21 protein-coding genes, 1 tRNA gene and 1 pseudogene are annotated in these 19,100 nt (G+C 65.1%); 21 read left to right on the forward strand and 2 right to left on the reverse strand.

Translation table 11 applies throughout. From position 1 onward, the window contains the following. On the reverse strand, positions 1-256 hold a 256-nt coding region (locus tag P2T65_RS00005; RefSeq protein ID WP_276198947.1), incomplete at its 3' end, for a transposase. Between the two features lie 22 nt (positions 257-278). On the opposite strand from P2T65_RS00005, the gene P2T65_RS00010 reads away from it, so the two are divergent. The 19 genes and pseudogenes from P2T65_RS00010 to P2T65_RS00100 form a co-directional block, all read left to right on the forward strand. Continuing rightward, positions 279-1,391 (forward strand): MFS transporter, encoded by a 1,113-nt coding sequence (locus tag P2T65_RS00010; protein ID WP_276198948.1) that lies wholly within the window; start codon positions 279-281, stop codon positions 1,389-1,391. Positions 1,392-1,400: 9 nt separating this feature from the next. Next, positions 1,401-2,363, forward strand: coding sequence for a LysR family transcriptional regulator (locus P2T65_RS00015; RefSeq protein WP_276198949.1), 963 nt, complete (start codon positions 1,401-1,403; stop codon positions 2,361-2,363). A 182-nt stretch (positions 2,364-2,545) separates the two neighbouring features. Beyond that, a complete protein-coding gene (locus P2T65_RS00020; RefSeq protein ID WP_276198950.1) occupies positions 2,546-4,534 on the forward strand; it encodes a conjugal transfer protein TraG in 1,989 nt (662 codons plus the stop codon). A gap of 10 nt (positions 4,535-4,544) precedes the next feature. Further along, positions 4,545-5,024, forward strand: a complete 480-nt coding sequence (locus P2T65_RS00025; protein ID WP_276198951.1) for a CopG family transcriptional regulator — start codon at positions 4,545-4,547, stop codon at positions 5,022-5,024. Between the two features lie 147 nt (positions 5,025-5,171). After that, a complete protein-coding gene (gene trbB / locus P2T65_RS00030) occupies positions 5,172-6,167 on the forward strand; it encodes a P-type conjugative transfer ATPase TrbB (protein ID WP_276198952.1) in 996 nt (331 codons plus the stop codon). After that, positions 6,164-6,496 carry a TrbC/VirB2 family protein gene (locus P2T65_RS00035; protein ID WP_276198953.1) on the forward strand — a complete coding sequence of 111 codons (333 nt, stop codon included), beginning with the start codon at positions 6,164-6,166 and terminating at the stop codon, positions 6,494-6,496. The genes trbB and P2T65_RS00035 overlap by 4 nt, the downstream gene beginning before the upstream one ends. Then, positions 6,496-6,777: a VirB3 family type IV secretion system protein gene (locus tag P2T65_RS00040; RefSeq protein WP_258124746.1), complete on the forward strand. Its 282-nt coding sequence runs from the start codon at positions 6,496-6,498 to the stop codon at positions 6,775-6,777. Before P2T65_RS00035 ends, P2T65_RS00040 begins: the two co-directional genes overlap by 1 nt. A 10-nt stretch (positions 6,778-6,787) precedes the next feature. Beyond that, positions 6,788-9,280, forward strand: a complete 2,493-nt coding sequence (gene trbE / locus P2T65_RS00045; protein ID WP_276198954.1) for a conjugal transfer protein TrbE — start codon at positions 6,788-6,790, stop codon at positions 9,278-9,280. Then, positions 9,277-10,053: a P-type conjugative transfer protein TrbJ gene (gene trbJ, locus P2T65_RS00050; protein WP_276198955.1), complete on the forward strand. Its 777-nt coding sequence runs from the start codon at positions 9,277-9,279 to the stop codon at positions 10,051-10,053. Before trbE ends, trbJ begins: the two co-directional genes overlap by 4 nt. A 14-nt stretch (positions 10,054-10,067) precedes the next feature. Next, the gene (gene trbK-alt, locus P2T65_RS00055) at positions 10,068-10,334 is read left to right on the forward strand and encodes a putative entry exclusion protein TrbK-alt (RefSeq protein ID WP_018426314.1); all 267 of its coding nucleotides are present in this window, start codon (positions 10,068-10,070) and stop codon (positions 10,332-10,334) included. 2 nt (positions 10,335-10,336) lie between these two features. Then, entirely contained in the window at positions 10,337-11,722 is a 1,386-nt protein-coding gene (trbL, locus tag P2T65_RS00060) for a P-type conjugative transfer protein TrbL (RefSeq protein ID WP_276198956.1), read from the forward strand. Then, on the forward strand, positions 11,719-12,408 hold the full coding sequence (gene trbF, locus P2T65_RS00065) for a conjugal transfer protein TrbF (protein WP_276198957.1): 690 nt from the start codon (positions 11,719-11,721) through the stop codon (positions 12,406-12,408). Before trbL ends, trbF begins: the two co-directional genes overlap by 4 nt. Further along, positions 12,405-13,400 (forward strand): P-type conjugative transfer protein TrbG, encoded by a 996-nt coding sequence (gene trbG / locus P2T65_RS00070; RefSeq protein ID WP_276198958.1) that lies wholly within the window; start codon positions 12,405-12,407, stop codon positions 13,398-13,400. Before trbF ends, trbG begins: the two co-directional genes overlap by 4 nt. Further along, on the forward strand, positions 13,397-14,533 hold the full coding sequence (locus tag P2T65_RS00075) for a TrbI/VirB10 family protein (RefSeq protein ID WP_276198959.1): 1,137 nt from the start codon (positions 13,397-13,399) through the stop codon (positions 14,531-14,533). Before trbG ends, P2T65_RS00075 begins: the two co-directional genes overlap by 4 nt. A 2-nt stretch (positions 14,534-14,535) precedes the next feature. After that, on the forward strand, positions 14,536-14,757 hold the full coding sequence (locus P2T65_RS00080; RefSeq protein ID WP_029074221.1) for a DUF2274 domain-containing protein: 222 nt from the start codon (positions 14,536-14,538) through the stop codon (positions 14,755-14,757). A gap of 135 nt (positions 14,758-14,892) precedes the next feature. Next, positions 14,893-15,213 carry a hypothetical protein gene (locus P2T65_RS00085; RefSeq protein WP_276198960.1) on the forward strand — a complete coding sequence of 107 codons (321 nt, stop codon included), beginning with the start codon at positions 14,893-14,895 and terminating at the stop codon, positions 15,211-15,213. Then, the gene (locus P2T65_RS00090; protein ID WP_276198961.1) at positions 15,210-15,563 is read left to right on the forward strand and encodes a DUF6516 family protein; all 354 of its coding nucleotides are present in this window, start codon (positions 15,210-15,212) and stop codon (positions 15,561-15,563) included. The genes P2T65_RS00085 and P2T65_RS00090 overlap by 4 nt, the downstream gene beginning before the upstream one ends. Next, a complete protein-coding gene (locus tag P2T65_RS00095; protein ID WP_276198962.1) occupies positions 15,560-15,949 on the forward strand; it encodes a helix-turn-helix domain-containing protein in 390 nt (129 codons plus the stop codon). The genes P2T65_RS00090 and P2T65_RS00095 overlap by 4 nt, the downstream gene beginning before the upstream one ends. A 2-nt stretch (positions 15,950-15,951) precedes the next feature. Further along, a pseudogene (locus P2T65_RS00100) lies at positions 15,952-16,986 on the forward strand (recombinase family protein); the annotation flags it as partial. A 576-nt stretch (positions 16,987-17,562) separates the two neighbouring features. Here the strand turns inward: P2T65_RS00100 and P2T65_RS00105 are convergent. Then, positions 17,563-17,652: transfer RNA gene (locus tag P2T65_RS00105), tRNA-Ser, on the reverse strand. A gap of 283 nt (positions 17,653-17,935) precedes the next feature. Here P2T65_RS00105 and P2T65_RS00110 point away from each other — a divergent pair. Further along, a complete protein-coding gene (locus P2T65_RS00110) occupies positions 17,936-18,256 on the forward strand; it encodes a hypothetical protein (protein WP_055457750.1) in 321 nt (106 codons plus the stop codon). A 93-nt stretch (positions 18,257-18,349) separates the two neighbouring features. Next, positions 18,350-19,003 carry a peptide-methionine (S)-S-oxide reductase MsrA gene (gene msrA / locus P2T65_RS00115; RefSeq protein WP_055457749.1) on the forward strand — a complete coding sequence of 218 codons (654 nt, stop codon included), beginning with the start codon at positions 18,350-18,352 and terminating at the stop codon, positions 19,001-19,003. The last annotated feature ends 97 nt before the right edge of the window (positions 19,004-19,100 follow it).

Here is a 19,100-nt window from a genome sequence, read left to right on the forward strand (position 1 = left end):
CATCGTAAGCCCTTGTGATCGCGTCCATGAGCCGATCCCAGACGCCCGCCTTCCGCCATCGGTTGAAGCGGTTGTAGATCGTGGTCGGCGGCCCGTAGCGCGCCGGCATGTCCGCCCACGGCGCGCCCGAGCGCAGGCACCAGAAGATGCCATTGAGAACCCGCCGGTCATCCACGCGAGGCACGCCCCGCGACTTGTTGGGAAGGTGAGGCCGGATCGCCTCCCATTCGAAATCCGTCAGATCGTAGCGGCCCATCGCAAAGCTCCCGAAAAGGAGCTTGAATCACAATCGCCACCGTCAGGGAACCCAGAGCCGTTTATGGGTTTACGGCCTAATCGTCGCTCGATGTTTGCAAGGGCTGGCTGCCGGTTTGATGGTGCCAGTAGGACAAGCGATGCTTAGCGAAGCTGCCAATCGCCAACAACTCGGCCGTTTGATGGGAACAGTAGGCTTTGCAGTCGCGCTTGGCCCCGCATTGGGGCCGGGGCTAGGCGGTGTGCTGATTGATAACTTGTCTTGGCGCTGGTTGTTTTGGATTAATTTGCCGGTAGGAATCATCGCAGCGGTCGCAGCCAAGTATGTGCTGCCACCGGACGAAGTGTCACATGCAAATCGGCTCGATACCATCGGGGTAATACTAATTGGCTTGGGGCTTCCACTCGCGTTGTATGGTAGCGCTGAGATCGGAGCGATGGGCATTACCACATCATCAACCCTTTCGCTTACGTTCGGAATTATCCTTACTATCTCTTTCATCATACATGCTCGCCGTTCAAGAACCCCGTTGATCGACATTCGACTATTCCGCCGAGCAGGCTTTGTGGCTGCCGTAGTCACCGCGAGCCTTACGGGGGCTGCGATGTATGGCGGATTGCTCCTTATACCGATATTTTTGCAAGACAGTTTGCATCAGTCTCCGACTGATGCCGGATTGATGTTGTTTTTGATGGGCTTGGGGTCAGCGGTCATCTTGCCAATCGCAGGCAACCTTACTGACCGCTACGGCGCTCTCGCAGTTTGTTTAGTCGGAAGCACAATACTACTGCTAAGCACGGCAGCCTTCTTTTGGCCCTCAATGCTGCCACTCGCCTTAGCTTCTATACTATTTGTCCGTGGAGGTGGGTTGGCATTGGCACAAATGCCAGCCATGACGGCCGCTTATGCCGCTGTTTTGAAGAATGAGACAAGCGACGCGGCGACAATTATCAACATCGCCCAACGTCTTGGCGGTGCGCTGGGCGCGATCACCACAGTCATTGTGCTTGAGCAAGCCGCGACGACGGACAACCAACTGGCTTACGAATGGGGGGGCGCTCTCTTAGTCGCCTTCGCAGTCGCATCAACGGTCACATCGACGCTGTTGAAACCGCCATTGAAACAATCCGATTAGTGGTGAGTGATGCGTCGTCGTGCCACACATACGATTGATCGCCCATGGGGAGCGCCGACCGCGCTCGGATCGCGCATCCCCCTTGCGTCGCTCATCCAGACGCTCGCCGTCGCTGAATATCTCAATTTCCGCCACGCCGCCAATGCGCTCGGCGTGGCGCAATCCAGCGTCAGCGCCCGCGTGAAGGCGCTGGAAGAAGACCTTGGCATCCTCCTGTTCGAGCGCCATGCGCGGGGCGTCCGGTTAACCGAAGCCGGACGCCACTTCGTGGAGAGGATCGCGGCCGGCGTCGATCAACTCGACCATGCGGTGAAGACCGCAGGCATGGCGGCGGTAGGCGAGTGCGGCCGGCTTCGTATCGGCATCCACGCCCTAATCCCGCGCAGTTTCCTCGCCGATCTGATCGGACGGTATCGGGAGGACCATCCCGGCATCGAGGTCGAGATCGCCGAGGGTACGGCCCGCGATGCGATCATGCAGCTTCGCGCAGACCGGCTGGACGTGGTGTTTGTTGCCGGCACGCCCGAACTGCCCGACTGCCATAGCCGCCCGATCTGGACCGAACCGCTGGTGGCGGCGCTGCCGGAGGGGCATCCGCTCGCCGGGCAATCATCGGTCACGTGGGTCGATCTGGCGGGCGAGACGTTCCTTGTCCGCCATGGCGGCACCGGCCCGCAAGTTCATAGCCATATCGTGCTACGTCATGCCGGGCGCTGGCCCGCCCCGTCGATCCTGCGCTTCGACGTTGGGCGCGGCGCGCTGCTGTCCATGGTCGGACAGGGGTTCGGCATCACTATCGTCGGTGCGGCTACGTCGCTGCTGCAAACATCCGGCGTCGTCTTCGTCCCGTTCGCGGATGAGCCGGAACCAGTTCCGTTCTCGGCCATCTGGTCGCCGTCCAACCGCAGCGCGGCGCTTCGCAACCTGCTCACCCTCGCCAGCGACATGGGCCGGCCGGTCCGCACGGACTGATTTTCCGCCGCGATTCGTTTCTGCCAGCCAGCATAGGCACCAGCAACGACGATCCCGGTGCGATCCGTCCTATTTGCCGCCGACAGTATCCGGCAGCCCTCCCGCATCATGTTTTCTGTTGCCTTCGGTTGAAACGCTTATTCTCTGATCGGCTCCGTCTCTCTTGCCGACTGGAGCCTGCTTTGCGCGGAGGCCGAATCCTTTGGGGTCAGATCGCTGTCGTCTTCACCATCGTTCTGGTGATGACGTGGGGGGCGACGCAATGGGTTGCCTTTCGCCTCGGCTTCCAGCCGCAGCTTGGAGCGCCATGGTTCGAGCTGGCGGGCCTGCCCGTCTATTATCCGCCGGCCTTCTTCTGGTGGTGGTTTTCGTTTGATGCCTATGCGCCCACGATCTTCGTCGAGGGCGCGATTATCGCCGCGTCGGGTGGCTTCATCGCCATCACCGCCGCCATCTTCATGTCGATCATCCGCGCGAGGGAAGCGCGCAACGTCGCGACCTACGGCTCAGCGCGATGGGCCGAGGATAGGGAAATCCGCGCGGCCGGATTGCTCGGCCCCGATGGCGTCCTACTCGGCCGATACGACCGGGACTACCTGCGCCATGACGGTCCCGAGCATGTCCTATGCTTCGCCCCAACGCGCAGCGGCAAGGGTGTCGGGCTGGTGGTGCCGACGCTGCTGACATGGCCGGCATCCGCCATTGTCCACGACATAAAGGGCGAGAACTGGACGCTGACAGCGGGCTTCCGCGCGAAGCATGGCCGCGTGCTACTGCTCGATCCGACCAACGCCAGATCGTCGGCCTACAACCCGCTGCTGGAGGTCCGGCAAGGGGAATGGGAAGTCCGCGACGTGCAGAATATCGCGGATATTCTGGTCGATCCCGAAGGCAGTCTCGACAAGCGCAATCATTGGGAAAAGACCAGCCATAGCTTGCTGGTCGGCGCGATCCTGCATGTTCTCTATGCGGAGAAGGACAAGACCTTGGCGGGCGTCGCCAACTTCCTGTCCGATCCCCGCCGCCCGGTCGAGGCGACCTTGCGCGCGATGATGGACACGCCGCATCTCGGCGAGGCTGGCGTTCATCCCGTCATCGCGTCGTCGGCACGCGAGCTGTTGAACAAATCCGAGAACGAACGGTCGGGCGTATTGAGCACCGCCATGTCGTTTCTCGGCCTCTACCGCGATCCCGTGGTGGCGCGGGTGACGGCGCGATGCGACTGGCGCATTGCCGATCTGGTCGGCAGCCGCCAGCCCGTCACGCTCTATCTGGTCGTGCCGCCATCCGACATAAACCGCACCAAGCCGCTTATCCGCCTGATCCTCAATCAGATCGGCAGGCGGTTGACGGAGGAATTGACCACCTCCGGCAAGCGCCACCGCCTGCTGTTGATGCTGGACGAGTTTCCGGCGCTCGGCCGGCTCGACTTCTTTGAATCGGCGCTCGCCTTCATGGCGGGGTATGGAATCAAAGGCTTCCTGATTGCGCAGAGCCTCAATCAGATCGAGCGCGCCTATGGCCCGAACAACGCGATCCTCGACAACTGCCATGTCCGCGTCAGCTTCGCCACGAACGACGAAAGGACGGCGAAGCGTGTTTCAGACGCACTAGGCACCGCGACCGAGCTGCGCGACTCCACCAACTACGCAGGGCACCGTCTAGCCCCGTGGTTAGGTCACTTGATGGTGTCACGGCAGGAGACGGCGCGGCCGCTGCTCACGCCGGGCGAAATCATGCAGCTTCCGCCCACCGATGAAATCGTCATGGTTGCGGGAACGCCCCCAATCCGCGCCACCAAGGCCCGCTACTACGAGGACGCGCGGTTTCAGGAACGCATCCTGCCGCCGCCCGATCTGGTCGCCGCTCCGCTGGCGCCCAGCCCATCCACCGATGACTGGTCCGGTCGCGTGGTTACGGCGGATGGCAGCTCCGCGAAGGACGCCGCCAATGGGACCGAAGGCGATCCGGCCAATGCCGGCATCCGCCGCGAGCCGGAATTGCCGGAGCATGAGGAAATCGTCGCCCCGCCGCCGTCGCCCGAACAGGAGTTCGAGTTTCTGGACGACGAGCCGGACGTTGACGCGGCCAAGGCCCGCGCCATGCGCCAGCGCATGAGGATGGTAGCGCGGCAGGTCGCCATGAACCCCGATGATGGAATCGAGCTTTGAGGACACGCCCATGACCACACGCACGCGCCTGAATATCTACTTCGACCCCGCGCTCATTCCGCAGATCGAGGCGATGGCGCTGCGCCGCTCGGTGGCGCTACGCCGCAATGTCTCGAAATCGGCCATCGTCGAGGCGGCTGTCATGTCCTACCTGTCCGGCGATTCCGCCGATCAGCTTGAAGCCGCCATGTCGCGCCGACTGGACAAGCTCGGCCGCCAGTTCGACACGCTCGACATGGACCTTGCCGTGCTCGGCGAGACGGTAGCGCAGTTCATCCATTTCTGGATGACCATCACGCCGCCGCTTTCAGGAGCCGCGCAATCCGCTGCCCGCGCGAAAGGCGCGGAACGCTTCGAGGGCTTCATGCAGACCCTCGGCAAGCGACTGGCGACGGGCGACAGGTTCCTCAAAGAGCTGTCACGCGACCTCGACTCGCTCCACGACGAGCCGTCACCAGACGAGACGCAGACTAGAGACGATCAAGAGTAAGTATTCAGAACCATCCTATTTACCGCCGATAGCCGCCGATCACCGCACGCACTTAGATACTTGTTGAACCGACCGGATTTCGGCCTCTCTTAATCGACCCCGATCCGGGGATTGCCTGTCGCGTCCCCGCCAGAAGCCGGGGCCGACATGACCACCAACCACCAAAGACCGGAAGCCATTGCACGCGGCGCACGCATGTTGCGCACCGCGCTCGGTCCCGCGATTGCCCGGCTGCTCGAAGACCCGGCCGTGGTCGAGGTGATGTTGAACCCGGACGGGCGGTTGTGGATCGACCGACTCTCCGAAGGTCTTTCCGACACGGGCGAGCGCCTGTCCGCCGCCGATGGCGAACGCATCGTGCGGCTGGTCGCGCACCATGTCGGCGCGGAGGTTCATGCCCGCAGCCCCCGCGTCTCGGCCGAGCTGCCGGAGAGCGGGGAGAGGTTCGAGGGCCTGCTGCCGCCCGTGGTCGCCGCCCCGACCTTCGCCATTCGCAAGCCCGCCGTCGCGGTGTTCACGCTCGACGACTATGTGGCGGCCGGCATCATGTCCGCCGATCAGGCCGCGATGCTACGCGCGGCCGTTTCCTCCCGCGCCAACATCCTTGTCGCTGGCGGCACCAGCACCGGCAAGACGACGCTGACCAACGCGCTGCTCGCCGAGGTGGCAAAGACGGCGGATCGCGTCGTCATCATCGAGGACACGCGCGAGCTGCAATGCGCCGCGCCCAACCTTGTCGCCATGCGGACCAAGGACGGCGTGGCGACGCTTTCCGATCTGGTCCGGTCCTCGCTGCGCCTGCGGCCCGACCGCATCCCCATCGGCGAGGTGCGCGGCGCGGAAGCCCTCGACCTGCTTAAAGCCTGGGGCACCGGCCATCCCGGCGGCATCGGCACGATCCACGCCGGAACCGGGATCGGGGCGCTGCGCCGTCTCGAACAGCTCATTCAGGAAGCCGTCGTCACCGTCCCGCGCGCCCTGATCGCCGAGACCATCGACCTTGTTGCGGTCCTTTCCGGGCGCGGCTCCGCGCGCCGGCTGGCCGAGCTTGCCCGCGTCGAGGGGCTTGGGCCGAACGGCGATTACCGCATCACGCATCCCATCCCTTCGGCAATCCCCACCAGCACAGGAGAATCTTCATGATCCGCACGATTTCGCGCGGCACTCGCCACATGGCGACCGCCGTATCCACCCTTGCCATCAGCCTCATGCTCGCCCCGGCCGCCCATGCGTCCGGTTCGTCGATGCCGTGGGAGCAGCCCTTGCAGCAAATCCTCCAGTCGATTGAGGGGCCGGTCGCCAAGATCATCGCCGTCATCATCATCATCGTGACCGGCCTGACGCTCGCCTTCGGCGATACGTCCGGCGGCTTCCGCCGACTGATCCAGATTGTATTCGGCCTGTCTATTGCCTTCGCCGCGTCGAGCTTCTTCCTGTCGTTCTTCTCGTTCGGCGGCGGGGCGCTCGTTTGATGGCGGGCGGCCTCGAACAACTCGACGCGGTGCCGGGCTTCACTGTCCCGGTCCACCGGGCGCTGACCGAGCATATTCTGCTCGGCGGCGCACCGCGCGCCATTGCCATCATGAACGGCACGCTAGCCGGGGCCGTGGGCCTCGGCCTGCGCCTCTGGCTTGTCGGCCTAGCCATATGGGCCATCGGCCATTTCGCGGCCGTATGGGCGGCCAAGCGCGATCCCCAATTCGTCGAGGTCGGGCGGCGGCATATCCGCATCCCCGGCCATCTGGCGGTGTGAGGGCGCGGCCATGATAAACCTTACCGAATACCGTCGCACCGCCACCCGGCTTGCCGACTATTTGCCATGGGCCGCGCTGGTCGGCTCGGGCGTTGTCTTGAACAAGGACGGCTCGTTCCAGCGCACCGCGAAATTTCGCGGTCCCGATCTGGATTCCGCCGTCGCCGCCGAACTGGTCGCCGTCGCCGGCCGCATCAACAACGCCGTGCGCCGCCTCGGCTCCGGCTGGAGCGTCTTTGTCGAGGCGCAGCGCAGCGAGGCCGCGACCTATCCCGACAGCACCTTTCCCGATCCCGCGTCGGCGCTGGTCGATGCGGAGCGGAAAGCCGGTTTCGAGGAAGCGGGCACGCATTTCGTGTCCGGCTACTTCCTGACCTTCCTCTATCTGCCCCCGGCCGAGGAAGCCGCCCGCACTGAGGCATGGCTCTATGAGGGCCGGGAGAAAGCGGGCGTGGACCCGTGGGAACTGCTGCGCGGCTTCATCGACCGCACCGACCGCGTGCTGGCCTTGCTCGACGGCTTCATGCCCGAGTGCCGTTGGTTGAATGACGGCGCGACGCTCACCTATCTCCATTCCACCATCTCGACCAGTCGGCATCGCGTCCGCGTGCCCGAGGTGCCGATGCACCTCGACGCGCTGCTCGCCGACCAGCCGTTAACCGGCGGGCTGGAGCCGCGCCTTGGCGAAGCGCATCTGCGCGTGCTGACCATCGTGGGATTCCCCACCGCGACGACGCCCGGCCTGCTCGACGACATGAACCGGCTGCCGTTCCCCTACAGGTGGAGCACGCGGGCGATCCTGCTCGACAAGACAGATGCGACCCGGCTGCTGACCAAGATCAGGCGGCAATGGTTCGCCAAGCGCAAGAGCATCGCCGCGATTCTGAAAGAGGTGATGACGAACGAGGCGTCCGCCCTCGTGGACACCGACGCCGCCAACAAGGCGCTCGACGCCGACATGGCGTTGCAGGAACTCGGGGCGGACGTGGCGGGCATGGCCTACGTCACGGCGACTGTCACCGTATGGGATGCAGACCCGCGCCTTGCCGACGAGAAGCTGCGCCTGGTCGAGAAGATCGTTCAGGACCGCGACTTCACCGCCATGGCCGAGACCGTCAACGCAGTTGACGCATGGCTCGGCTCGCTGCCGGGCCATGCCTACGCGAACGTGCGGCAACCGCCCATCAGCACTTTGAATCTCGCCCACATGATCCCGCTATCGGCGGTGTGGGCGGGGCCGGAACGGGACGAGCATTTCGGTGCACCCCCTTTGCTCTTTGGAAAGACCGAAGGCTCAACCCCGTTCCGGCTAAGTCTCCATGTCGGCGACGTAGGCCACACCCTTGTCGTCGGCCCCACAGGCGCGGGCAAGAGCGTGCTGCTCGCCCTCATGGCGCTCCAGTTCCGGCGCTATGCGGCTAGCCAAGTCTTCGCCTTCGACTTTGGCGGCAGCATCCGCGCCGCATCGCTCGCCATGGGCGGCGACTGGCACGACCTTGGCGGCGGATTGACAGAAGGGGCCGAGGCGTCTGTCTCGCTCCAGCCGCTTGCCCGCATCCACGATACCTATGAACGCGCATGGGCGGCGGACTGGATCGCGGCCATCCTCATGCGCGAGGGGCTGGCGATCACGCCCGAGGTCAAGGAACACCTTTGGACGGCGCTGACTTCGCTCGCCTCCGCGCCGGTCGAGGAACGCACGATCACCGGCCTTGCGGTGCTGTTGCAATCCAACGATCTGAAACAGGCGCTCCGGCCGTTCTGCGACGGCGGTGCCTATGGCCGGCTGCTCGACGCCGAAGCCGAACATCTCGGCTCGGCTGATGTGCAGGCGTTCGAGATCGAGGGCCTTGTCGGGACCGGCGCGGCCCCCGCCGTGCTCGCCTATCTGTTCCATCGCATCGGCGACCGGCTCGACGGGCGGCCGACGCTGCTCATCATAGATGAAGGCTGGCTTGCGCTCGACGACGAGGGTTTCGCCGGCCAGCTCCGCGAATGGCTGAAAACGCTGCGCAAGAAAAACGCATCGGTCATCTTCGCCACGCAAAGCCTGTCCGACATCGACGGCAGCAACATCGCGCCCGCAATTATCGAGAGCTGCCCGACGCGGCTCCTGCTGCCGAACGAGCGGGCCATCGAGCCGCAGATCACGGCCATCTATCGCCGCTTCGGCCTCAATGACCGGCAGATCGAAATCCTCGCAAGGGCCACGCCCAAGCGGGATTATTACTGCCAAAGCCGCAGGGGCAATCGCCTGTTCGAGCTTGGCCTGTCCGAAGTCGGCCTCGCGCTCTGCGCCGCATCCGCCAAATCCGACCAGACCCGCATTGCCGAACTTGTCGCCGAGCGCGGCCGCGACGGTTTCCTCGCCGCGTGGCTGCGAGAGCGTGGCGTCGAGTGGGCAGCCGACCTGATCCCCAACCTCACCAATCTTGCCGACCGGCCGGAATCCGCCGCGCCGGCCCGGCTCGATAACCACCCCACACAGGAGATACTTCCATGACCTATCCCAAGATCGTCGGGGCCTCGGCCCTCGCGCTGGCGCTCGCCGTGCCCGTCGCGCTGTCGCTCATGCTGGCAGGTCCGGCCCATGCGCAATTCGGCTTCGGCCGCATCGTCTATGACCCGTCCAACTACGCGCAGAACGTGCTCACCGCTGCGCGAACGCTGGAGCAGATCAACAACCAGATCACCAGCCTCCAGAACGAGGCGCAGATGCTCATCAATCAGGCCCGTAATCTGGCGAGCCTACCGCATTCTTCTCTTCAGGCCCTTCAGCAGAATGTCCAGCGCACGCAGCAGCTATTAGGCCAAGCTCAGAACATCGCCTTCGAGGTTGGGCAGATCGACCAAGCGTTCCAGCAGCGATACGGCAATGTTTCGCTTTCGGCAACCGACGCCCAGCTTGTCGCCGATGCGCGTTCGCGCTGGGAGAACACGGTCGGCGGCTTGCAGGACGCGATGCGCGTGCAGGCGGGGGCGGTCGGCAATATCGACAGCAACCGCGCCGAGATGGCCGCGCTTGTCGGCCAGAGTCAGGGCGCGACCGGTGCATTGCAGGCGACGCAGGCCGGCAACCAGCTTCTCGCACTCCAGTCGCAGCAGCTTTCCGACCTGATCGCGGTCATCTCGGCGAACGGACGCGCCGACGCACTGACCGAAGCGGAGCGCACGACCGCCGCCGAGCAGGGCCGCATCCAGCGCGAACGGTTCCTCACGCCTGGCTCCGGCTACCAGCCGGGCAACGCGCAGATGTTCAACAACGGCAACAACTGACCGGGAGGCTCGCCATGGACGGCAAGATGCTGGCCCGGCTCGGGGCCGTGGTGTTCATCGCCATCGCCGTCACGGCGACCGCAATCGACATGGCGCGGAAGGATGAACCTTCCGCGCCACCCCCTGCGCCGGCCTTCCAGCCCCCGGCCGACCCGTTGCGCGAAACCCTGCGCCGCTGCCAGCAGCTCGGCGAGGCGGCGGCAAGTGACGCCGACTGCCTCGCGGCATGGGCTGAATCCCGCGACCGCTTCCTCGGCCGTGATCGCAGCGAGGCGCGCTGACCATGGGCAACACGGGCGTCATCGACAATTTCCTCGGCGTATTCACGTCCTACATCGACTCGGGGTTCGGCCTGCTCGGCGGCGAGGTCGCCTTCATCGCCACGACACTCATTGTCATCGACGTGACGCTCGCCGCGCTCTTTTGGGCATGGGGCGCGGATGACGACATTATCGCGCGGCTGGTGAAGAAGACCCTGTTCGTGGGCGTCTTCGCCTACATCATCAGCAATTGGAACAGCCTCGCCCGCATCGTCTTCGAGAGCTTCGCCGGACTCGGCCTCATGGCGTCGGGCACCGGCTTTTCCGTCGAAGACCTGATGCGGCCCGGCCGCGTGGCACAGACCGGCCTCGACGCCGGCCGTCCGCTGCTCGATTCCATTTCCGACCTGATGGGCTGGATCGCCTTCTTTGAGAACTTCATACAGATCGCGTGCCTGCTGTTCGCATGGGCGCTGGTCGTGCTGGCCTTCTTCATCCTCGCCATCCAGCTTTTCGTCACCCTGATCGAGTTCAAGCTGACCACGCTTGCCGGCTTCGTGCTGATCCCGTTCGGCCTGTTCGGCAAGACCGCCTTCATGGCCGAGCGCGTGCTTGGCAACGTGGTGTCCTCCGGCATCAAGGTTCTGGTGCTCGCAGTCATCATCGGCATCGGCAGCACCTTGTTTTCGCAGTTCACGGCCGGTTTCGGCGGCGCGACCCCGAGCATCGACGACGCCATGGCGATTGTGCTCGCCGCACTGTCGCTGCTCGGACTCGGCATCTTCGGTCCCGGCATCGCCAACGGCATTGTATCGGGCGGCCCGCAGCTCGGCGCGGGCGCGGCCGTAGGAACCGGCCTCGCTGCCGGCGGGATGGTGCTTGCGGGCGGTGCGGCGGCTGGTGGCGGAGCCATGCTTGCCGCGAAAGGCGGCGCTGCTGCCCTGTCCGGTGGAGCCGCGGCCGTTCGAGGCGGCGCAACCGCCGCGGGCGCGGCGACCGCTGCCTATAGCCTTGGCTCTCTCGGCCAGACCGGGGCGGCAGGCGTTGCTTCCGGCCTCGGCGGCGTGGCACGGGCCGCAGGCTCGGCCGCCATTTCGCCGCTCAAACGCGCTGCCTCCAGTGCAACATCCCAAGCCGGCGAGAGCGTCAAGTCCAGTTTCGCCGATGGCGTGCGCGCCGGTTTTGGTGCGACGGGGGGCACGTCCTCCATCGGCACGGTCGGCGGAGCAAACGCTGCCCCGGCAGCCACAGCACCGACTTCCCCCGCTGGTCCTCCGGCTTGGGCGCAGCGGATGCAGCGGCGGCAGGCCCTCAATCACGGCACCACCATGTCAGCCCATGCCGTCCGCTCCGGCGACAGCCACGGCTCCGGTTCCTCCGTCAACCTTTCAGAAAGTGACCGCTCATGAGCATCTTCAAACGACCAGCAACTCATTACGGCAAATCACCCGAACCCGAGACGCCCTACCAGAAGGCCGCGCAGGCGTGGGACGAGCGCATCGGCTCGGCCCGCGTGCAGGCGAAAAACTGGCGCTACATGGCGTTCGGTTCCCTGATCCTGTCAGCCGGTTTCGCGTCCGCGCTGGTCTGGCAGTCGGCGCGCGGGACCGTGGTGCCTTGGGTTGTTCAGGTCGATAATCTCGGGCAGGCGCAGACCGTCGCGCCGGCCGTAGCCGACTATCGCCCGACTGACCCGCAAATCGCTTTCCACCTCGGCCGCTTCATCGAGCAGGTCCGCGCGATCCCGGCCGACGCCATCATTGTCCGGCAGAACTGGCTTCGCGCCTATGAGTTCACGACCGACAGAGGCGCGGCGGCCTTGAACGACTATGCACGGGCCAACGATCCGTTCACCCCCGTCGGCCGCCAGCAGATCGCCGTCGAGGTCTCGAGTGTCATCCGGGCATCCCCGAATAGCTTCCGGGTCGCATGGACCGAACGCCATTTCGAGAACGGCCAACTCTCCACGACCGAACGCTGGACCGCGATCCTGACCATCGTGATCCAGCCGCCTCGCAATGCCGAGCGCCTGCGCGCCAATCCGCTCGGAATCTACGTCAATGCAATTTCGTGGTCGCGGGAGATGAGCCAATGAGGACGATCACCCGCACCCCGGCGTTTGCCGCCATGCTGCTTTCGGCCACCATGCTGGCGGGCTGCGCCACCAATCGCGCCCAGCAATGGAGCTATGACGATACCGTGCCGCCGCTGCCGACCGTGCAGGCGGCCGTCACCAACGACACGCCCCGGCCTCTGCATGTCCCGCCTGCATGGAACATCGCGCGCGGCGGCACCGCCGCGAGTACACCGACCGGCCGCGTCAAGAACGCCAATGCCGCCGCCCGCGTCGAGCCACGCCGCGAAGGCTATTACAACGCCATACAAGTTTTCCCGTGGAGCGAAGGCGCGCTCTATCAGGTCTATGCCGCTGTTGGGCAGATCACGACCATTGCGCTGGAGCCGGGCGAAAGCCTGACCGGCGCGGGGCCGATCGCAGCCGGCGACACCGCCCGCTGGATCATCGGCGACACCGAGAGCGGCAGCGGTGCAAACCGCCGGGTCCATATCCTCGTGAAGCCTACGCGCCCGGACATTTCCACCAACCTTATCGTCACCACCGACCGGCGCACTTACATGATCGAGCTGCGCGCACGGGAATCGCTCTACATGCCCGCCGTGGCTTGGGCCTATCCCGCGCCACCCGCCGGGCAGCGCCAGACCGTCCCGGCCGCGCCCGTCATCCCGGCCGAGACCGCGCGGAACTATCGCTACGGCCTGACAGGCGACAGCCCGCCGTGGCGGCCCATCTCCGTCTTTGACGATGGCCGCCGCGTCTATGTCGTCTTCCCGCGCGGCGTCGTGCAGGGCGAGATGCCGCCGATCTTTTTGCTCGGCGCGGACGGCGAGCCGCAAATCGTCAACAGCCGAGTCCACCAGAACGTCCTGATCGTGGACCGCCTGTTCGGCGCGGCCGAGTTGCGCCTTGGCAGCGGCAACCGCCAGCAGGTCGTCAGGATCGTCCGCACCAACCCGACGCAGGCGGCAGGCGCGCAACCCGCCAGCGTGATCGGAGGCTCCCCCTCATGACCGACAAAACCATCGCCGACACTGCCGCCCCCATGCGGCTGCGCGCCGAGCCGCCCCGCGTCACACGCCTGTCGCGCAAGATGCTGGCAGGCGTCGGAGCTGTCGCGCTTCTCGGCATAGGCGGCGTACTGATCTACGCGCTCCAGACCCGCGATGCGGGACCGGGCGGCGAAGAACTCTATTCGACCGAGAACCGCCCCACGGCGGACGGCCTGTCCGGCTTGCCGAGCGACTATAGCGGGCCGGTGCTCGGCCCCGCGCTACCCGGCGACCTCGGCCGTCCGATCCTCGACGCGCAGAACAGGGAACAGCCGGTCGCGCCGCCCGTCATGACGACGCCCGCCGTCGATCCCGAAGAAGAACGCCGCAGGGCCGAGGAAGAAGCCGCGCGCTTGAGCAACGTGTTTTTCCAGTCCGGCCCGCGCACGGCAGCGCCGGCAGGGACGGCCATGCCCGGCCTTGCCGGTCTCGGCCTCGGCGGACAGCCCGCGACGCAGGATCGCCACGCGGCGTTTCTCAACGGGCCGGTGGACCGGCAGACCGTTGCGCCGGATCGCGTCGCGCCGCCGGCATCGCCCTATATCCTTCAGGCCGGGGCCGTGATCCCGGCTGCGCTCATCACCGGCATCCGCTCCGACCTTCCGGGGCAGATCACGGCGCAAGTGACCGAGAACGTCTATGACAGCCCGACCGGCAGCCTGCTCCTGATCCCGCAAGGGACGCGCATCATCGGTCAATACGATGACGGCGTGACCTTCGGCCAGCGCAGGGTGCTCTTGGTGTGGAATCGCCTGATCCTGCCCGGTGGCCGTTCCATCGTCCTTGAGCGCCTGCCGGGCGCGGACGCCAGCGGCTACGCCGGCCTTGAGGATGGAGTCGATTATCATTGGTGGGATCTGATGAAGGCCGCAGGGCTGTCCACGCTGCTCGCGGTCGGAACCGAACTTGCCACCAGCGACGAGGACCGGCATATCCGGGCTATCCGAGACGGGGCGCAGGATACCGTCAATCAGGCGGGCCAGCAGATCGTCCAGCGTCAGTTGCAGGTTGCGCCGACGCTGACCATCCGGCCGGGCTTCCCGGTCAGGATCATCGTCACCCGCGACCTTGTGTTCGAGCCGGCAGGAGGTTGACCATGACCAAGCTGAAACTCGGCCCGCTCCCGGACGACAAGCCCGTGAAGGTGACGGTGGAGCTACCCGCGCCGCTTCACCGCGATCTGACCGCCTATGCCGAGGTGCTGGCCCGCGAGAGCGGCCAGCCCGTCGCCGATCCCGTCAGGCTCATCGTGCCCATGCTGGAGCGGTTCATCGCCACGGATCGCGGCTTCGCCAAGGCACGGCGAGCCGCCAACTGAGTCCCATCTCGGCAAGGGTGCCGCCAGCGCATAGACGCAAATGCGGCACGCTACAGGCCGCCGACTGCCCTCCATGGTTCGCCTAATTCCGGGGCCTATAGCGCCCCGGAATCCACCAGAACCAAGGAGGATTCCATGTGTGCAGAGCGCCGTCGCGCCCGCAAAGGGCGACCGCGACAGCCGGTCCCCGAGACACTTCCCGACGATCTTTTCGACTATGCCGACGAACCTACGCCGGACGGCCGGGAGCGCCGCAGGTCGCCGCTTCGCATCGTCGATGTGGAGTCGTTGCCTGTCTTCGACGACTGGCCCGAGAAGGTGCCGATCACCGAGGAAGAACTGCAAATCTTCGAGCGGTATTTCGGCGACGTGCTCGACCGGCTGTTCGGCCCAATCGACGATCCCGACAATCAGGGCTTGCCTATATTAACAACAGATGGTAACAGTAAGCCATGAGCGAGGATCGTGACCCGAGCCTCGACACGCTTCTGGATCTCGACGGACAGACGCTCTTTGTCGATCCCGAGGGCGGCCATTGGGTGAAGTTCGTTGTCACCCGCGTTCCGGCATCACCGGAGAAGCCGCACGGCCTCGATTACTCGCTCACGCTTCACGGGCCTTCGGGCGAACGGCTGGTCGGTTTCGATAACGCCCATCCGGTCGGCCGGGGCAGGAGGGGCGAGCCGATGGACCATCGGCACCGCCTCCAGACCGTGAAGCCCTACGCCTACGAGGACGCGGCCACGCTGCTGGCCGACTTCTGGCAGGTGGTGGACGCGGTGATGAAGGAGCGAGGCGTAACATGACCACATTGAAAGTCGGGATCGCCGACTATGAAGAAATGAAGGCCCGCACCATGCGGATCGCGCGCGGCGAGGAAAAGCCCGCGCCCGGTGATCCGAAGGTGTGGTTCACCTCAACCGAATCCTTCGCGCAAATCCTGTCCAGCGGGAACCGCGAGTTGCTGCGCGTCATCGACGAGCAGTCGCCCGGCTCGCTGGAGGAACTGTCGCGGATCACCGGGCGGTCGAAGCCCAGCCTGTCCCGCACCCTCAAGACGATGGCGAACTACGGCCTTGTCCGCATGGACCCCGGCGAGGGCCAGAAGGTCGTGCCCAAGGTGCTGCATGATCGCGTGGCGCTGGAGCTGCCGCTGATCGAACGCCGGGCCGCGAAAGGAAACGCGCTATGAATATGCAAAGTCCCCATGTCGCCTTGCGCGCCGCGCTCTATCTGCGCGTCTCCACGACACGGCAGGCCGAGCATGACGTGTCGATCCCCGACCAGCGCAAGCAGGGCGAGGCTTATTGCGCCTCGCGCGGCTACCAGCTTGTCGAAACCTTCGTGGAAGCCGGCGCTTCGGCCACCAATGACCGCCGCCCCGAGTTTCAACGGATGATCGAGGCCGGCACGTCCAAGCCCGCGCCCTTCGATGTTGTCGTGGTCCATTCGTTCAGCCGGTTCTTCCGCGATCACTTCGAGCTGGAGTTCAACGTCAGGAAGCTCGCCAAGAACGGCGTCAAGCTGGTCTCCATCACACAGGAAATGGGCGACGATCCCATGCACGTCATGATGCGGCAGATCATGGCGCTGTTCGACGAATACCAGTCGAAGGAGAACGGCAAGCACGTCATACGGGCCTTGAAGGAGAACGCCCGGCAAGGCTTCTGGAACGGCTCGCTGCCGCCCATCGGCTACCGTGTCGTGGATGCCGAGCAACGCGGCGCGAAGATGAAGAAGAAGCTGGAAATCGACCCGCTGCACGCCGACACCGTACGGCTGATCTTCCGCCTTGCATCGGAAGGCGACGGCACGTCCGGCCCCATGGGCGTCAAGAACATCGTCAATCACCTGAACAGGCACCGCATGTTCACCCGCAACGGCGGGCGTTGGGGCATCGGCCAGCTTCACCGTGTCCTGACCCGACGCACCTATATCGGCGAGCATCGCTTCAATCGCCGCTCCAACAAGGGCGTGGTGAAGCCGGAGGAGGAAATCGTCACCGTCGCCGTGCCGCCGCTGATCGACCTTGAGATATTCGAGGCCGTGCAGAACCGCTTGAAGGTCAACAATCCGAAGGTGACGCCGCCGCGCGTTGTCAGCGGCCCGAACCTGCTGACCGGCATCTGCCATTGCGGCAATTGCGGAGGCGCAATGACGCTGCGCACCGGCAAGAACGGCCGGTATCGCTACTATGCCTGCTCGATTCGGGCACGGCAGGGCGAAACCGGCTGCAAAGGCCGCGCGATCCCGATGGATAAGCTCGACCGCATGGTGGTGACGCATATCGAGGAAAGGCTACTCGACCCCGAGCGGATCGAAGACGTTCTCGCCTCGCTTCTGGATCGCCGGCAGGAAGGCGTCGAGCGGCGCAGCCAGCATATCGCCGAGTTGAACCATCGCGCGGCCGAGGCCGACAACCGCCTCAAGCGCCTCTACGACGCCATTGAAGCCGGTTCGCTCGACCCGGCCGAGTCTTCCCTTGGCGAGCGCATCGCGGGCCTCACGGCGCTTCGGGATCAGGCGCGGGCCGATGCCACGCGGATCGAAGCTATGCTCGCCAGCTCAACCCACCAGCGCCTCACCGGGGCAGCCGTGCGGGAACTGGCGAGCGAAGCACGCACCCGACTGCGGCTTGGAAAGGGCGGCTATCGGCGGGAACACGTCCGGGCCTTCGCCCAACACGTCGAGGTCGCAGACGACGCGATCTACATCAAAGGAAGCAAAAACGTCCTGTTGAGGACGCTGGTAGCCGCCAAGGGAGGGAAATCGGCGGGAATCGGCGTTCCCGGTTTTGTTCCGAAGTGGCGGAGAGAGAGGGATTCGAACCCTCGATACGGTTGCCCGTATACACGCGTTCCAGGCGTGCGCCTTCAACCACTCGGCCACCTCTCCGGATCCGGATGCATGCCGGTTGGTCGGTTAGCCGACATGGGGCACGCTCGGATGGGGCGCGTTATATAGCCCGTCGGGCGGCGAGCGCAAGGCGTTCCGGCGGCAATTCACCGGTGCCGTCGATTTGATTGCATGGAACGCCGTGCGCGGTGATAGATGGAGGGAGGCGGGCGGTCCGCGCATGTACGGCAGCATCGGTTGCATACCATCTCGAGCCGTCCCGACCGGTCCGGTGGGCGGTGTCTTGCCGCCGCGGTCTCGTTGCAGCGTTCACGGGTGGAAGATGCGGTTCGTCCTGCGAGTTGTCGGTTTTCTGGTGATCGTTGCCGGCTTCGTGTCCTTCGTCATCGACAGCACGCGCGGGATAGCCAACGGGCATTTCGATTTCACCCCGCTCGGGGCGACTCTCTTCGCCCTGTTGCCGCACAGCTTTCCACTGATCGAGCCGGCAGTGGCGCGGCATATCCATCCCTTCCTGTGGGATCCGGTGCTGCTCACCGTCTTCACGACGCCGACCTGGGTGGTTGCGCTCGTCATTGGCATCCTCGCCATGTGGATCGGCCGGCGCAAGCCGGAGTCCGTCGGTTTCGCGAGCGACCGCTGAGGCGTGTCACGAAAGCTTGAGTGCTTCCCAGTCTCGCGACGACGCCTGCGCCTTCCTAAATCATGCGGGCCTGTTTAGCGAGGGAGATGCCGCATGTACGGTTTCAGGAAGCGCCAGACCATGCCGGTGCCGGGCGAGGCCTTGCCGGGCCGCGCGATGCCGCTGCCGACAGCGGAGCGGCATTTCGTGAATGGACAGCCCCTGAAGGGGCCGTTTCCGCAGGATAGTGCGCAGGTGCTGTTCGGCCTCGGCTGCTTCTGGGGAGCGGAACGGGTCTTCTGGTCTCTACCGGGCGTCCATGTCACGGCGGTGGGCTATGCCGGCGGCGAGACGCCGAACCCTACCTATGAGGAAGTATGCACCGGACTGACAGGCCACAACGAGGTGGTGCTCGTGGTCTATGATCCCGCCGTCATCCCATTCGAGCATCTGCTCAAGGTCTTCTGGGAGAGCCACGATCCGACCCAGGGCATGCGCCAAGGCAACGACGTCGGCACGCAGTACCGCTCCGGCATCTATGTAACGGGCGCGACCCAGAAGGCGGCGGCCCTCGCCTCGCGCGAGGCCTATGGCAAGGCGCTCGCGGCGCGGGGCTATGGTCCGGTCACCACCGAAATCGTCGATGCGCCTGCGTTCTACTATGCCGAGGACTACCACCAGCAATATCTGGCCAAGAACCCTGGCGGCTATTGCGGCCTCGGCGGAACCGGCGTGTCCTGCCCGACGGTGCAGGCGGCAAGTGCATAACACATTATTTGATGTGAAAATTATGAATTAACAAGATTATTGAGTTTATAGGCGCCCGCTGTATGCTGCGGCTGGCGCGGCGGATCAACGCCGCGCC

The organism is Chelatococcus sp. XZ-Ab1 (genome assembly GCF_029309855.1).
In the GTDB taxonomy this organism is placed as follows: Bacteria; Pseudomonadota; Alphaproteobacteria; order Rhizobiales; family Beijerinckiaceae; genus Chelatococcus_A; species Chelatococcus_A sambhunathii.